Source organism: Sanguibacter inulinus (genome assembly GCF_013415325.1).
Classification (GTDB): Bacteria; Actinomycetota; Actinomycetes; order Actinomycetales; family Cellulomonadaceae; genus Sanguibacter; species Sanguibacter inulinus.
On record NZ_JACBYE010000006.1, the window covers coordinates 45,260 to 61,516 of the forward strand.

Annotated in this window: 10 protein-coding genes; 8 read left to right on the forward strand and 2 right to left on the reverse strand. The window is 71.8% G+C overall.

Features of this window, described 5'->3' with window-relative positions; translation table 11 throughout:
* Positions 1-22: 22 nt before the first annotated feature.
* The 5 genes from HZZ10_RS03990 to HZZ10_RS04010 all read left to right on the forward strand — a co-directional run bounded on the left by HZZ10_RS03990 (position 23) and on the right by HZZ10_RS04010 (position 8,483).
* Positions 23-1,663 (forward strand): ABC transporter substrate-binding protein, encoded by a 1,641-nt coding sequence (locus tag HZZ10_RS03990; RefSeq protein WP_218928419.1) that lies wholly within the window; start codon positions 23-25, stop codon positions 1,661-1,663.
* Between the two features lie 97 nt (positions 1,664-1,760).
* On the forward strand, positions 1,761-3,326 hold the full coding sequence (locus HZZ10_RS03995; RefSeq protein WP_179912501.1) for a GH39 family glycosyl hydrolase: 1,566 nt from the start codon (positions 1,761-1,763) through the stop codon (positions 3,324-3,326).
* Positions 3,323-4,027 (forward strand): hypothetical protein, encoded by a 705-nt coding sequence (locus HZZ10_RS04000; protein ID WP_179912502.1) that lies wholly within the window; start codon positions 3,323-3,325, stop codon positions 4,025-4,027. Before HZZ10_RS03995 ends, HZZ10_RS04000 begins: the two co-directional genes overlap by 4 nt.
* Positions 4,024-6,192, forward strand: coding sequence for a beta-galactosidase (locus HZZ10_RS04005; protein WP_228087020.1), 2,169 nt, complete (start codon positions 4,024-4,026; stop codon positions 6,190-6,192). Before HZZ10_RS04000 ends, HZZ10_RS04005 begins: the two co-directional genes overlap by 4 nt.
* Positions 6,189-8,483, forward strand: coding sequence for an alpha-glucuronidase (locus HZZ10_RS04010; protein WP_179912503.1), 2,295 nt, complete (start codon positions 6,189-6,191; stop codon positions 8,481-8,483). The genes HZZ10_RS04005 and HZZ10_RS04010 overlap by 4 nt, the downstream gene beginning before the upstream one ends.
* A 13-nt stretch (positions 8,484-8,496) precedes the next feature.
* On the opposite strand, the gene HZZ10_RS04015 is transcribed toward HZZ10_RS04010, so the two are convergent.
* Positions 8,497-9,750 carry a type II toxin-antitoxin system HipA family toxin gene (locus HZZ10_RS04015; RefSeq protein ID WP_179912504.1) on the reverse strand — a complete coding sequence of 418 codons (1,254 nt, stop codon included), beginning with the start codon at positions 9,748-9,750 and terminating at the stop codon, positions 8,497-8,499.
* On the reverse strand, positions 9,737-10,069 hold the full coding sequence (locus HZZ10_RS04020) for a helix-turn-helix transcriptional regulator (RefSeq protein ID WP_056127767.1): 333 nt from the start codon (positions 10,067-10,069) through the stop codon (positions 9,737-9,739). Before HZZ10_RS04020 ends, HZZ10_RS04015 begins: the two co-directional genes overlap by 14 nt.
* Before the next feature lie 98 nt (positions 10,070-10,167).
* Between HZZ10_RS04020 and sftH the strand changes: the two genes are divergently transcribed.
* The 3 genes from sftH to HZZ10_RS04035 all read left to right on the forward strand — a co-directional run bounded on the left by sftH (position 10,168) and on the right by HZZ10_RS04035 (position 16,214).
* Positions 10,168-12,789, forward strand: a complete 2,622-nt coding sequence (gene sftH / locus HZZ10_RS04025) for a DEAD/DEAH box helicase (RefSeq protein WP_179912505.1) — start codon at positions 10,168-10,170, stop codon at positions 12,787-12,789.
* A gap of 303 nt (positions 12,790-13,092) precedes the next feature.
* The gene (locus HZZ10_RS04030) at positions 13,093-14,451 is read left to right on the forward strand and encodes an amidohydrolase (RefSeq protein ID WP_308507479.1); all 1,359 of its coding nucleotides are present in this window, start codon (positions 13,093-13,095) and stop codon (positions 14,449-14,451) included.
* Between the two features lie 62 nt (positions 14,452-14,513).
* Positions 14,514-16,214 (forward strand): L-serine ammonia-lyase, encoded by a 1,701-nt coding sequence (locus tag HZZ10_RS04035; RefSeq protein WP_409372379.1) that lies wholly within the window; start codon positions 14,514-14,516, stop codon positions 16,212-16,214.
* Positions 16,215-16,257 lie beyond the last annotated feature (43 nt).

Sequence of the window (16,257 nt, forward strand, 5' to 3'; positions counted from 1 at the left end):
GCGTATCGAAAGGTGTCCAGCAATGAAGCGAACACACACCATGACGGCAGTCGCCGTCGCGACAGGGATGCTCGCCCTCGCGGCCTGCGGCAGCGGCGGGGCGTCCGACGACGACACCGGCGCCGCGCTCGCCAACGACGCGGGGTCGATGGCCGACTACGGTGTCGGCGACCAGTTCACGGCGACGGAGCCGTTGTCCTTCCCGATCTTGTACAGCGACCACCCGAACTACCCGATCCAGGACGACTGGATGTTGTGGCAGGAGATCGAGGAGCGGGCGAACGTCACGCTCGAGCCGACAGTCGTGCCGATGAGCGACTACGAGCAGAAGCGCAGCCTGCTCGTCGGGGCCGGTGACGCCCCGCTGATCTTGCCCAAGACGTACCCGGGCCAGGAGGCCGCCTTCGTCTCCTCGGGCGCGATCTTGCCCGTGAGCGACTACATCGACCTCATGCCGAACTTCAAGGACAAGGTCGAGAGGTGGGGGCTCGACGCCAACCTCGACACCCTCCGCCAGGAAGACGGCAAGTACTACGTGCTGCCCGGTCTGCACGAGGCCGTGTGGCAGGACTACACGATCGCCGTGCGCACCGACATCATGGAGGAGCTCGGGCTCGAGCAGCCGAAGGACTGGGACGAGTTCCGCGACATGCTCGCGGCCATGAAGGCGGCCTACCCGGACGTCTACCCGCTCTCCGACCGCTTCAGCATCCCGACCCCGACGGGCAACCTGCTCAACCTGCTCGGCATGACCTACGGGACGTCCGCTGGCTGGGGCTACGCCAACCAGCAGTGGGACGAGGAGGCCGGCGAGTTCGTCTTCCCCGGGACCACCGACGAGTACCGCGAGATGGTCGAGTACCTGCACGGCCTCGTCGAGGACGGCCTGGTCGACCCGGAGAGCTTCACGCAGGACGATGACTCCGCGATCCAGAAGCTCGCGAACGGCAAGTCCTTCGCGATCAGCACGAACGCCCAGACCCTCGTCAACGACTACCGCCCGGCGCTGGCCGCGACGCTCCCGGACGCCGAGATCTCGAAGATCCGTCTGCCCGCCGGCCCGGCCGGTGACGTGGTGTCGGGGACCTCGCTGCTCGAGAACGGCCTGATGATCAGCTCCGACGCCAAGGACGACGAGAACTTCGTCGCGATGATGCAGTTCATCGACTGGCTCTGGTACTCCGACGAGGGCCAGGAGTTCGCCAAGTGGGGTGTCGAGGGCACGACGTACACGAAGGACGCCGACGGCACACGGGTCCTGGACCCGGGGATCGACTTCATCGGGCTCAACCCGGGCGCCCCGAAGCACCTGCAGAAGGACTTCGGGTTCTCGGGCGGGGTCTTCGCCTACGGCGGCACGACAGACCTGCTGTGGTCGACCTTCTCCGACGAGGAGGTCGCCTTCCAGGAGAGCATGGCCGACAAGGAGGTCCTGCCGCTCCAGCCGCCGTTCCCCTTCGACGAGATCGAGCGTGAGCAGGCGACCCTGCTCGAGACCCCGCTCAAGGACACGGTCCAGCAGGGCACGCTCCAGTTCGTCCTCGGCCAGCGTGACCTGTCCGAGTGGGACGCCTACGTCGCCGAGATCGAGGCCAAGGGCTCGACGCAGTACATCGAGCTCGTCAACGCCGCTCACGACCGGTACGCCGAGGCCAACGGCTGACAGCCGCCCCGGGCGGGTCTGGTCGCGCACCACGCGCAGGCCGACCCGCCCGGTTCTCCCGTCCGACCCACCACGACTCCCCCACCTGGAGACCCCCGTGCGCACGATCGTCCCCGACACCTCGACAGGCCTTCTCGGCGACTCCTGGCGCACCTGCGTCGGCACCGGCCGGATGGAGCTCGCGCTGCGCCGCGACTACCAGGACTCCCTCGCCCTCGTGCAGCGCGAGATCGGGTTCCGGCACATCCGCGGTCACGGGCTCTTCAGCGACGGCATGGGGATCTACAAGCCCTGCGAGGTCGACGGCCGCCAGGAGGTGCTCTACTCCTTCACCTACCTCGACCAGGTGGTCGACGCGTACCTCGAGCTGGGGATCGAGCCCTTCCTCGAGCTCGGCTTCATGCCCGAGGCCCTCGCCTCCGGGGACGCCACGGTGTTCTGGTGGAAGGGCAACATCACGCCCCCGTCCTCCTACGACGCGTGGGCGGACCTGGTCCGGGCGACCCTGACCCACCTCGTCGAGCGCTACGGCCTCGAGCGGGTCCGCGGGTGGCCCGTCGAGGTGTGGAACGAGCCGAACCTCGTGAACTTCTGGCTCGACGCCGACCAGCAGGAGTACTTCCGCCTCTACGAGGTGACGGCCCGGGCCGTCAAGGACGTCGACCCCCAGATCCAGGTGGGCGGGCCGGCGATCTCCCCCGGGGCCGACGCCTGGTGGGAGCCGTTCCTGGCCTTCGTCGAGGCGCACGACGCGCCGCTCGACTTCGTCAGCTCGCACGCCTACGCGACGGGGCCCGCGCAGCACGTGCCCTTCGGCACCTACCAGACGCTCCGCGAGTCCGACCACCTGCTCGAGCAGCTCGCCGCGCCCCGGGAGCACCTGGCCGGCACGCGCTACGCCGGTGTCCCCGTGCACATCACCGAGTACAGCTCGTCGTACAGGCCCGACAACCCCGTGCACGACACAGCCTTCAACGCCGCCTACCTGGCCCCGGTGCTCGCGGCGGGCGGCGACCTCGTCGACTCCTTCTCGTACTGGACCTTCAGCGACATGTTCGAGGAGGAGGGTGTCCCCGCGGCGATCTTCCACGGCGGCTTCGGGCTCCTCACGCACCGGCAGATCAAGAAGCCGACCTTCCACCTCTTCGCCTTCATGGCCCGGATGGGTCAGCACGTGCTCGCCCGCGGTGAGGACCACCTCGTCTGCCGCGACGACGACGGGCGGGTCACAGTCCTCGCCTGGCAGCCTGTGCACGGGACCGAGGGTCCGGCCGCGCCCGCGCGGCACGAGGTCCGGCTGTCGTTGCCTGTCGCGGACCCGGCCGGTACAGGCACGGGCTCGGGCTCGATCAGCACGTCCGGCCCGGCCACGGTGCTCGTCGAGACCGCGAGCGTCGACGAGACCGAGGGCAACGCCTTCGCCGCCTGGCAGCACATGGGCCGCCCGCGGTCGCCGAGCGAGCGGCAGGTCGCCACGCTCCGGGCGCTCGCCGAGCCGGTCCGTCGGCACGCGAGCCTGCCCGTGGTCGACGGGCGCGTCGAGCTCGACCTGGACCTGCGCCGGCACGGCGTGACCTTCGTCGAGATCACCCCCGTCGTCGACGAGACCCCGTCGTGGCTCGACGACCGCCGGATCGTCGGGCAGGACGAGGTGGTCCGGTGAGCCTCACGGGTGTGCGCCCGGTCGAGCACCGGGACGGCACCCAGATCGGCGACGGCTTCCTCGCCCGGGGCGCCGTCGTCGGCTACAGGTTCCTCGTGCTCGAGGTCGTCATGCTGGTGAGCCTCGCACCAGCGCTCGCCCTGGCCACGGTGCTCGACCGCGACCCGAGCAACCTGCCGCTCCTCGTGCTCGCCCTGCTGCCCGCCGGCCCGGCCCTCGCGGCCGCGGTCTCGGTCCTCGCGCACCCTGAGGAGATCGCCGACCTCGCCACGGGTCGCCGCTACTGGCGTGCCTACAGACGCGACGCGCTGGCCGTCCTCAGGCTCTGGGCGCCGCTCGTCGCCGGTCTCGCGGTGATCACCTTCTCCCTCGCGCACCTCGACGTCGCCGGTGTCCCCGCGTGGTGGGGCGGGGCTCTCGTGGTGGTCGCGGCGCTCGCCCTCGTGTGGGGCATGAACACCCTGGTGATCACCGCGCTCTTCGACTTCAGGGCGCGCGACGTCGCACGCCTGGCCGGGTACCTGCTCGGCCGACGACCGCTCACCTCCCTCAAGCACCTCTCCCTCCTCGTGCTGCTCGCCGGGACCACCTACCTCACCTCCGACGTGGTGCCCGTGCTGCTCGCCCCCCTCGTCGCCGCCGTGCTGCTCAGCTCGAGCGCCCGGCTGCGCACCGACATCACCCAGGAGTTCCTCGGATGACCCTCCCGACCACAGACCACCTGCCCTACGGCGGCGACTACAACCCCGAGCAGTGGGGGCCGCAGGTGTGGGACGAGGACTACAGGCTCTTCGACGCCGCTGGCATCACGACGGTCACGCTCGGGGTCTTCGCCTGGGCGCACACGCAGCCGTCGGCCGACACCTACGACTTCACGCGCCTCGACGCGATCGTCGAGCGGGCGAGCGCCGAGGGCCGGCTGATCTGCCTGGCCACCGGGACCGGAGCGCAACCACCGTGGCTCGCTACAGAGTTCCCCGAGGTGACCCGGGTCGACTTCGAGGGCCGGCGCCACCTCTACGGCCAGCGCCACAACTCGTGCCCCTCGTCACCGGCGTACCGCAGGTTCTCGACCGAGCTCGCCCGGCGGGTCGCCGCCCGGTACGCCGGCAACCCCGCTGTCGTCGCGTGGCACGTCAACAACGAGTACGGCGGGGCTGGCGGCGCCTGCTACTGCGACCTCTGCGCGGAAGGGTTCCGCAGCTGGCTCCGCGAGCGCTACGGCAGCCTCGACGCGCTCAACCACGCCTGGTGCACCACCTTCTGGTCGCACACCTTCACGGCGTGGGAGCAGATCGTGCCGCCGTCGGCGCTCAGCGAGCACTGGCGCGGGCCTGAGCACACGGCCTTCCAGGGGATCACCCTGGACTACCTGCGCTTCATGACCGACGCGATGCTCGCGAACTTCGTCGACGAGAAGGCCGCGATCCGCGAGTCGAGCCCCGACGTGCCCGTGACGACCAACTTCATGGGGATGTTCAAGCACCTGGACTACCACCGGTGGGCGCCGCACCTCGACTTCGCGTCGTGGGACAACTACCCGCCCGATGCCCGCTCGCAGGCCCGGATGGCCTTCACCCACGACCTGATGCGCGGTCTCAAGGACGGTCAGCCGTTCTGGCTCATGGAGCAGACGCCGAGCGTCACCGCGAGCCGAGACGTCAACCCGCTCAAGGCGCCGGGGGTCATGGCGTCGTGGAGCTGGCAGGCTGTCGCGCACGGCGCCGACGCCGTCCTCTACTTCCAGATGCGGGCCTCGCGCGGTGCGAGCGAGAAGTACCACGGCGCGGTCATCGGGCACTCTGGGCGGTCCGACACCCGGGTCTTCCAGGAGGCCGCTGCCCTGGGCGCGGACCTTGGACGCGTCGGGACGATCACCCTCGGCGCCCGCACCCGGGCTCGGGTCGCGATCCTCTTCGACTGGGACTCGTGGTGGGCCCTCGAGATGTCCGACGGACCGTCGCGGCGCGTGCGGTACCAGCAGGTGGTGCTCGCCTACCACCGGGCGCTGTGGGACGCGAACGTCGACATCGACGCCGTCGCGGTGACAGCAGACCTCAGCGGCTACGACGTGGTCGTCGCACCGGCGCTGCACATGGTCAAGGGCGACCTCGCCGAGCGTCTGGCGGCCGTCGCTCAGCGGGGCGGGACCGTGGTGACCACCTTCTTGTCGGGTCGGGTCGACGAGGACGACAACGCCTTCCTCGCCGACGTCCCCGGACCGCTCGCGCCGCTCATGGGCGTACGGGTCGACGAGTGGGACGCGCAGGAGGCCGACGTGGTCAACCCCGTCGTGCTCGACGACGGTCAGGGCGACGCCGTCGAGGTCGGCTCGACGCTGCTCTTCGAGCTCGTGCTGCCGCAGGGCGCCGAGGTGGTCGGGCTGTATACGCGCGACTTCTACGCCGGGACCGCCGCGGTGACGCGGAACGAGGTCGGCGAAGGAGAGGCCTGGTACGTCGGGGCTGGTCTCGACGCCGAGGGTGTCGCCTGGGTGATGCGACGGGTGCTCGACCGCCACGGGCTCGTAGGCCCGCTCGCCGACGTTCCTGACGTCGAGGTGGCCACGCGCTACCAGGACGACGGCAGCCGGGTCACCTTCGTCATCAACCACCGCGACGAGGCTGTCGACGTCGCGTCACCCGTGGACGGGGACGAGCTGCTCGGCGGGACGGCGCTGCGCGCGGGCGAGACCGTGAGGCTGGCACCGCAGCAGGTGCTCGTCGTGGCGACACCGGCTGCCGCAGGACCCCGGTCCGACGCGGTTCCCCTGTCCGACGCCGCAGCCTGGTCCGACTCCGCAGCCCGGTCCGACCTAGCACCCCTGTCCCCCGAACCTGCCCTCACCGACGGAGGCCCCCGATGATCCCGCAGACCCCCGGCGTGCACCCCGCCTGGCTCCCCGACGCAGCGCTCGCGACCCTGGGTGCAGTCGACACCGTCGTCCTCGGAGACGGGCCTCTCGTCGACACCGTGCGCGCCGAGGTCGCGCACGCAGCCACCCTCCGCGGTGGTGAGGCCGCCCCCGGTCGCCTCACCCTCGCACTCCTGGGTGCCGTCCCCGACGACGCACCCGAACCGGTGCTCGCGGCGATCGACGCCGCAGCCGGTGCAGGTCTCGGCGAGCCTCACGGGGACGGCCTGGGCGAGCCCCGCGGCGTCGGTCTCGGCGATCCCCGCGAGGCTGCAGCCGACGAGGCGTCGAGCACGCTCGGCGACGAGGGCTTCGTCATCGTCAGGTCCGGTACCCCGCAGGGCCCGACCACCACGATCCTCGCCGGGACCGGCCACGGGCTGCTGCACGGCTGGTTCCACCTGGTGCGCGAGGGTGCGCTCGCTCAGGGGGGACCGGGCGCGCAGGGGGCGCGCGGTCCCGAGGGCACGAGCACCTCGACCGCGCCGGGCACGTCGAGCCACGAGCGCGGCGAGCTCTCCGTCGAGGTGCACAGCCCCGCCCACGACCTGCGCGTCCTCGACCACTGGGACAACGTCTCGGTCCACCCCGTCATGGGACAGGTCGAGCGCGGGTACTCCGGCGGGTCGCTCTTCTACGACGACGGGTCGCTGCGCCCGGACCTCGGCAAGGTCCGTCAGTACGCCCGTCTGCTCGCGGCGAGCGGCGTGAACCGTGTCGCCCTCAACAACGTCAACGTCGGACGGCGCGAGGCCGAGCTGCTCACCACGCACCTCGACGACGTCGTCGCGCTCGCCGACGCCTTCAGGCCCTACGGCGTGCGCGTGCACCTGTCGGTGAGCTTCGCCTCGCCCGTCGTGCTCGGCGGGCTCGCGACGGCTGACCCTGCGGACCCGGGCGTCCAAGCCTGGTGGGCCCAGGCCGCGAGCGCCGTCTACGCGGCCGTCCCCGACTTCGGCGGGTTCGTCGTCAAGGCCGACTCCGAGGGGCAGCCGGGGCCCTTCAGCTACGGGCGCGACCACGCCGACGGCGCGAACATGCTGGCTCGTGCGCTCGCACCGCACGGTGGGACCGTGCACTGGCGGGCCTTCGTCTACGACCACCACCAGGACTGGCGGGACAGGTCGACCGACCGGGCGCGGGCCGCCTACGACCACTTCACGCCGCTCGACGGGCGCTTCGACGACAACGTCGTGCTGCAGGTCAAGCTCGGCCCGATCGACTTCCAGGTGCGCGAGCCGCTCTCCCCCGTGGTCCTGGCGATGCCGCAGACCCGGGTGGCCGTCGAGGTCCAGGTGACCCAGGAGTACACGGGGCAGCAGAAGCACGTCGCGTACCTCGCACCCCAGTGGACGGACGCGCTCCAGGCGCGGCCGTGGGGGGACGAGGGGCCGGCGGTCTCCGACGTGACGTCGGGGAGGATCCGAGGGCTCGACGCCGCGGCTGCCCGGACCGAGGCTGCGGCCTCGGGCACAAAGGACAGCGGCGCGGGCGCACCTCGCACCGCAGGCGGCGGCCTCGCCGCGGTCTCGAACGTCGGGGACGACGTCTTCTGGACCGGGCACCCCTTCGCCCAGGCGAACCTCTACGCCTTCGGCCGCCTCGCCTGGGACCCGACGCTCACGGCCGAGCAGATCCTCGACGAGTGGGTCGCGCTGACCTTCGGCGACGCACCTGCAGAGCTGCGCTCGACGGTCCGCAACCTGCTGTCAGGGTCCCTCGACGTGTACGAGCAGTACACAGCACCCCTCGGCGTGGGCTTCATGGTGAGCCCGACCCGTCATCACTACGGCCCCGACGTCGACGGCTACGAGTACACGGCGTGGGGCACGTACCACTTCGCCGACCGCGACGGCGTGGGCGTCGACAGGACCCGCGCGACAGGCACAGGCTTCGCGGGGCTCTTCCCCCCGGAGCTCGCCCAGACCTACGAGTCCCTCGACACCTGCCCCGACGAGCTTCTGCTGTTCCTGCACCATGTGCCGTACTCCCACGTGCTGCACTCGGGGAAGACAGTCGTGCAGCACATCTACGACACGCACTTCGCGGGGGTCGAGCGTGTCGAGGAGATGCTCACCGCGTGGGAGAAGGTCGCGCCGCTGGCCGACCCCGACCTCGCCGCCCGCGTCACCGAGCGCCTCGCCGAGCAGCACAGGTCGGCCGTCGAGTGGCGCGACCAGATCAACACGTACTTCTTCCGCAAGTCCGGGGTCGCCGACGAGCGGGGACGGAGGATCTACTGACACGGCTGAGGTGTCAGCCGTCGTAGGTCACGAACTCGTCGAGGATCTGGGTCCCCCACAGACGTCGGCGCTCGACCGAGGTCAGCCGTGCTCGGTCCGCAGCGTCGTCCCACTCCTCGGTGATCGTCTCCACCTGGTGATCGATGATCTCCTGGGCCTCGACGGTCGTCAGATGATAGACGTGCGCCGCCCGGAGGCACACCGCGAGCTGCGAGCGGCGCTCACCGTCCCGGCCGATGGCCATGGCCTGTGCGGCCTCTCCGCCCGACCTCACCTGAGGGCACAGGTCGTAGGCGGGCGTCAGCGTGAGCGCTGCACCGTCCCAGAAGGCGGCATGGTTGCGGGCGTGGTCGTCGATGTTCCCGACCGCGATGTTGAAGACGATCCTGGAGAACAGCTCTCGCAGCGTGGCGGTCGGGTCGGTGAACCGGGCGCGGACCAGGTCGGCGAGGTCCGCGTACGAGGCGTAGCGTCCGTTCATCTCGGAGAGGCCCAGCATCGTCAGTGCCGACACCATGAGACGACGGCCGCCACCTGCGGGACGGTCGAAGCGGTCGACGAGCAGGACGTCCTTGTCGAGGCTGCGCACCACCTCGGTGCGGGCGACATCGAGGCCGACCCGACGCGCGAGGTCCATCGCCACACCTTCGGCCTTGACCACCGGGTAGCGGTCTGTCGTCGAGGAGAACTTGGCGATGAGCCTGCGGTCTCCGCTCTCGACGAGTGCCTTGGGCCGCGCACCACCGATCGACGTCCCTCGCAGGAGTGCCAGCTCGAGGACAGGTGGGAGGGGCTCGCCCCGGTCGAGCAGGTCGGCGGCATCCTGCAGCTCGTGCAGTGTCGTCGTGGTGCTCTGGGTCCTCGGGACGTAGTCCGTCGGCGACTCCTGGAAGTCGAGGGCCCCGATGCGGTCTGACCCTGACTCCAGCAGATAGGTGAGCGTGCCGAGGTCTTGTCCACCCGCTCCGGGGTACCTGTCGTCGATGACACGTTGCCCCCAGGAGTCCGGACCCGCGTCCGCCAGGCACCCGGCGATCGTGAGGTCGCCGAGCGGGTCGATGACCCCACGCCCCAGCGGGAGCTCCGGGAGGAACAACGAGAGCGCGTCCGGACGCGCGAGATAGCTCTGACCGTACGTGAAGCTCGTGCGGCGCCCGACGACGTCCACCCGCCCGGCCACGACAGGTTCGGTCGCGCCCGGGAGCCAGACCCAGACGAAGGCGGAGGTCGGTGCCTCGCGTCGGCCCGACCGCTCAGAAGGAGTCATCAGGCGCCTCCTGCGCCTGGCGCACGCGTGCCGGGAGGAGGCTCAGGACCTCACGCTCGTGCGCTGCCCGCTCACGTCGGAGCGACCTGTCACGAGCGAAGAGCGGCACCCCGACCAGCGTGGCGACCTCGAAGGCGATCCCCGCCGCCACCGTAGGTTCTCCCCGCTCGACGCCGCGCAACGTCTTGACCGAGATGCCCGCGCGCTCGGCGAGCTCAGCGGCGGTCCACCGCCGACGTCGTCGCTCGACGGACACCTGGAGCCCGAGGAGCTCGAGGGCTTCCAGGGTCTCGGGTGCGTAGCTGTGCGCTCGTCGCATGACAGTCCCGTCGTGGTCTTGTGGCACCTTTTAAAGCACTTACCGGAAGTGTACTGCCGATTACCGGCCGCGATGTTTCCAGGTGGGAGAATCCTCGGGTGGCCCGCGTAGACGAACTCCTCGACGTCCTCCTCGCCGGAGGCAGGCGCTCGGGGCAGCTGACGCACGTCGAGCACATCCCCGCCCGCGAGGGCACGCAGGCCGACTGGCCCACGTGGGCCGACCCCTCCCTCGTCTCGGGGTACAAGGCGCTCGGTGTCGACCGCCCCTGGGTGCACCAGGTCGAGGCCGCCGAGGCCGCGTGGTCCGGCAAGCACACCGTCGTCGCGACGTCGACGGGCTCGGGCAAGTCCCTCGCCTTCTGGCTGCCCGCGCTGACCTCGGTCCGCGGCGACCGGGCGGACGCTACCTTCGACCCCGGCCGCATCGAGTCCGCCCGCGATCGCGGCTCCGTGCTCTACCTCAGCCCCACCAAGGCGCTCGCCGCCGACCAGCTCGCCTCGGTCACCCGGCTGCTCTCGGCGTCGAGGGCCCGCGACGTGCAGGTCGACACCTGCGACGGCGACACCCCCTTCTCGGCGCGGAAGTGGATCCAGGACCACGCCGACGTGGTCCTCACCAACCCGGACTACCTGCACTTCTCGATGCTGCCCAACCACGCCCGGTGGGCCCGGTTCTTGAGGTCGCTGCGTTACGTGGTCGTCGACGAGGGGCACGCCTTCCGCGGGGTCTTCGGGGCGCACGTCTCCCTCGTGCTGCGCCGGCTGCAACGCCTCGCCGCGTACTACGCACCGAGCTCGGCGACCCGCGGCAGCGGACGCTCACGCGCAGCCGTGCAGCAGCGCAGCGCGAGCGGGCTGCTGCTCCCCCGCGTCGGGCCGACCTTCGTCGTCGCGTCGGCCACGACGGCCGACCCGGCCGTGAGCGCCGGGCGGCTGGTGGGCGTCGACCCCTCCGAGGTGGTCGCCGTGACCGAGGACGCCTCGCCCGCGGGTCGCAAGACCTTCGCCCTGTGGGAGCCGCCCGAGCTCCCGCGCTACGACGCCGCCGCCTTCGCCCGGTCGAGGGCCGACAGGACTGACGGGGACGCCGCCGTCGCGGCGCTCACCGACGACCCGTGGGACGTGGGCGGCGCCGCGGACCTCGGTCTCGTCGACGACCTGGGGCTCGTGGACGACGCCGACCCCGTCGACGCCGCGGCCGACGCCGACAGACCGCGCCGCTCCGCGACCGCTGTCGCTGCGGACCTGCTCGCCGACCTCACGGTCCACGGTGCCAGGACCCTCGCCTTCACCCGGTCGAGGCGCGGCGCGGAGTCCGTCGCGACGACCACCCAGGAGCACCTGCGCCCCGTCGACCCGTCGCTGCCGGGGATGGTCGCGGCCTACCGCGGCGGCTACCTCCCCGAAGAGCGCCGCGCCCTCGAGGCCGCTGTGCGCTCGGGAGAGATCCGGGCCCTCGCGACGACCAACGCCCTCGAGCTCGGCGTCGACATCTCCGGTCTCGACGCGGTGCTCATCATCGGCTGGCCCGGCACCCGTGTCTCGCTCTGGCAGCAGGCCGGGCGCGCGGGCCGCGCCGGGGCCGACGGGCTCGTCGCCTTCGTCGCGCGGGAAGACCCTCTCGACACCTTCCTCGTGCACAACCCCGACGCGATCTTCCGCACGCCCATCGAGGCGACGGTCTTCGACCCGACCAACCCCTACGTGCTCGCCGGGCACCTGTGCGCCGCCGCCGGCGAGCTGCCGGTGCGGACCGAGGACCTCCCGCTCTTCGGCGGGGACGCTGCCCGCACGCTCCTCGACCAGCTCACGGCACGCGGGACCCTGCGGCACCGCAGCTCCGGCTGGTTCTGGACGCACCACGAGAACGCCGCAGGATTCACCAACATCCGCGGCGAGGGCGGGACGCCGGTCTCTGTCGTCGAGTCCGCGACGGGACGCCTGCTCGGGACCGTCGACGCCGCAGCCGCCGACGGGTCGGTCCACACGGGTGCGGTGTACGTGCACCAGGGCGAGACCTTCGTGGTCGAGGACTACAGCATCGTCGACTCGGTCGCGCTCGTCGGCCGTGAAGACGTCGGCTACGGCACGTGGTCGCGGTCGATCACCTCGATCGACGTCATCGAGGAGAAGGAGCACGTCGACTGGGGCTCGCAGGTCTCGGCCGACGGCCGGCCCGCGGTCGAGTGGGGCTTCGGCACTGTCGAGGTGCACAGCCAGGTCGAGAGCTTCCAGCGGCGCCGGCTGCCCTCGCAAGAGGTCCTCGGGACCGAGCCCCTCGACCTCCCCGTGCGGACGCTGCGCACGGCCGCTGTGTGGTGGACGGTCTCGGCCGAGCTGCTCGAGGACGCCCAGGTCGACGCCGACGAGGCCCCCGGTGCGCTGCACGCCGCCGAGCACGCCTCGATCGGCCTGCTCCCGCTCCTGGCGACCTGCGACCGCTGGGACCTGGGCGGCGTCTCGACGGCGATGCACGTGGACACCGAGCGCGCGACGGTCTTCGTCTACGACGCTTTTCCCGGCGGCGCCGGGTTCGCCGAGCGCGGCTTCGGTCTCGCCGAGCAGTGGCTGGCCGCGACCCGCGAGGCCATCGCGACCTGCCCCTGCGCGACAGGCTGTCCGGGCTGCGTGCAGTCCCCCAAGTGCGGCAACGGCAACAACCCTCTCGACAAGGCGGCAGCGGTGCGGCTGCTGGACGCTGTGCTGGCGCAGCGGTGACGGGGGCGTGCAGCGGCGTGGTCGGCGAGCCAGGGTGGTCGGCACTGCTGGAAGGCGACGGTGCTAGAGAGTGATAGCTCCAGCCGCTATCACTCTTTAAGGGGCGATGGAGTGATAGCGGCCGCGTCGAGTCTTCGAGGCTGCCCGTGCGCGACCGGCGGGAGATGATGGGGACAGACGCGACGCCCTCACCCGGGCGGTGCCGTCCGCCAGGTCCCTCACACCCACGACCGGCCCCGGACCCGCGACCCTGCGGTCCCGGACAGCACGACCTCCGGCCCACCCGACCACCAGGAGCCCTCCGTGACCGACGCCCCGTCCACCGCAGCGCTGCACGACACCGTCGCGACGACAGTCGCCGTCCGCAGCGACGAGCTGCTCGCGCTCTCCCACGCGATCCACGCGAGGCCAGAGCTGGCCTTCGTGGAGCACCACGCGTCCTCCCTCGTGGCGGAGCGGCTCACCGACGCGGGCTTCGACGTGACCGTCGGCGTGCACGGTCTCGACACCGCGCTCCGCGCGACCTACGGCAACGGCGACATGAACGCCGTGATCTGCGTCGAGTACGACGCGCTGCCCGGCATCGGGCACGCCTGCGGGCACAACATCATCGCGGCGGCCGGGGTCGGAGCCGCGATCGCCGCGGCGGACGTCGCCGACGAGCTCGGCATCCGGGTGACGGTGCTCGGGACCCCGGCCGAGGAGCACGGTGGCGGCAAGGTCCTCATGCTCGCCGACGGTGCCTGGGACGACGCGACCTTCTCGCTCATGGTCCACCCGTACCCGGCCGACACGTGGCCCACGACCACCCGCATGCAGGCCGTGCACCGCCTGGTCGTCACCTTCACGGGGCAGGGCGCGCACGCCGCCGCAGCCCCCGACCAGGCGCGCAACGCCGCCGACGCCGCGACCATCTCGCTCGTCGCCGTCGGTCTGCTGCGCCAGCAGGTGCGCGACGGGGCGCGCCTGAACGCGATCATCACCGAGGCCGGGCTCGTCACCAACATCATCGCGGACCGCGCCGTCGTCGAGATCGAGGTGCGTGAGGCGACCCTCGACGCGCTCCAGACGCTCGAAGGACGGGTCCTCGCCTGCTTCGAGGGCGCGGCGATCGCGGCCGGGGTCTCGTGGTCGGTCGACGAGTCCGAGCCGCTGTACGCCGACCTCGTCCAGGACGCGGACCTCGTCGAGGTGTTCGCCGGGCACCTGTCTGCCCGCGGACGGACGCTCGACAGGACCGCGCCGCCCCGCAGCGGCGGGTCGACCGACATGGGGAACGTCTCGCAGGTGGTCCCCTCCATCCACCCGGTGGTCGGGGTCGAGGGCGCGCGAGGGCCGATCCACACGGCCGAGTTCGCCGAGGCGGCCGGCGGCCCGGCCGGTGACCGCGCCGTGCTCGACGCGGCTGTCGCGCTCGCGTCGACCATCGTCGATGCGGCCCGCGACCCGCGGCTGCGGGCACGGCTGGTCGACGCGCAGACCGAGCGGGTCCGGGAGCGCGCCGAGGCTCCGGGTCTCCGTGCTGCGGGGTGGGCGGGGTCTGCTGCGAGCAGTGCCGCCGGGAGCCACGGTGCTGTCGGTGCTCACGGCGCCGCCGGTGCTGCCAGCGCCGCCGGCACCTCGGCCGAGGTCTCGACCCTCGAACCGGAGGTCCAGGCATGAGCCGCGCGACGACCGTCGGTCGTCAGCACATCGCCTCGGACCAGCCGCTGAGCGTCTTCGACATGTTCACGATCGGCATCGGACCGTCGAGCTCGCACACCGTCGGACCGATGCGCGCCGCCAAGACCTTCGTCGACGAGCTGCTGGGCTCGAGCGGACGCGGCAACGACCCGGGGCAGGCTGCTGACCACGCCGGGGCGAACGGGACCGGTTGGTCAGCCGTCGGTCCTGGTACGGCTGGCAGCCCCAGCGCGGCGGCGACCCCGACCACCCCGGCGCCGACCGCACCGGACCTCGTGGGTGTCGGCGTCGCGCGCGTCAGCGTCGAGCTCTTCGGGTCCCTCGGTGCGACAGGTCGCGGGCACGGGACCGATCGCGCGGTGCTGCTCGGCCTCGTCGGCCACGAGCCGCAGAGTGTCGCGACGCCCGTGGTCGAAACGATCCTCGACGAGGTGCATGCCGCGGGCTCGCTGCGCCTCCTCGACCGCGTCGAGATCCCCTTCGACCTCGATCACGACGTCCAGTTCCTGCCCAGGACTGTGTTGCCCTTCCACCCCAACGGTCTGCGCATCACGGCCTCCGCCGCCGACGGCTCGGTCCTGCTGCGCCGTACCTACTTCTCGGTAGGGGGCGGCTTCGTCGTACCGGACCCCGACGACACGCCTGTTGTGATGCCTGCCGACGAGCGGTCGGCGGGCCCAGGCAGGCAGCCCGCGGACGGCGCTGACCGGTCCGCGGACCCAGCCACGCAGCCCGTCGGCCCAGGCGCTCGGCCCGCAGACCCAGCCGCGCAGCCCGCAGGCCCAGGCGCTCGGCCCGCAGACGGAGCTGACCTCCCGTCCCGGACCGGGGCGCCTGGCCCGATCACGCTGATCGGGACCGAGGGCAGCTCGCCGGCGGCCCCGTGGTCCTTCACCTGCGCCGACGACCTCCTCGCCGTCTGCGCGACCTCGGGCCTGGGCGTCGCCGAGGTGATGCTCGCCAACGAGAGCGTGACCCGCACCCCGGAGCGGGTCGCGTCCGAGCTGCTGGACATCTGGCAGGCGATGGACGCGTGCATCGACGCCGGGTGCGCCGTGACAGGCACGCTCCCCGGTGGGCTCAAGGTGCCACGGAGGGCGCACGCCCTGCACCGCGCGCTGCTCGCCGAGGGCGCCAACGACGACCCGCTGCGCGCGATGGACTGGGTCAACCTCTTCGCGCTGGCCGTCAACGAGGAGAACGCCGCCGGGCACAGGGTCGTCACCGCTCCGACCAACGGGGCAGCCGGCATCATCCCCGCGGTCTTGCGCTACTACCGCGAGTTCGTGCCCGGCGCGGACGATGCCGGGACCGTGAGGTTCCTGCTCGCGGCCGGAGCCGTGGGCATCATCATCAAGACGAACGCGTCGATCGCCGGGGCCGAGGTCGGCTGCCAGGGCGAGGTCGGCTCGGCCTGCGCGATGGCCGCGGCCGGGCTCGCAGAGGTGCTCGGCGGGACGGCCCTGCAGGTCGAGAACGCTGCCGAGATCGCGATGGAGCACAACCTCGGGCTCACCTGCGACCCGATCGGTGGTCTGGTGCAGATCCCGTGCATCGAGCGGAACGCGATCGGCGCCGTCAAGGCGATCAACGCCGCGCGCATGGCGCTGCGCGGCGACGGCCGGCACACCGTCAGCCTCGACGCAGCGATCGAGACCATGCGCCAGACCGGGGCCGACATGCACTCCAAGTACAAGGAGACCTCGCTCGGGGGCCTCGCCGTCAACTACGTGGAGTGCTGACGAGCCAGGCACCCGCTCGCACCGAGGTCGCACCCTCAGCACC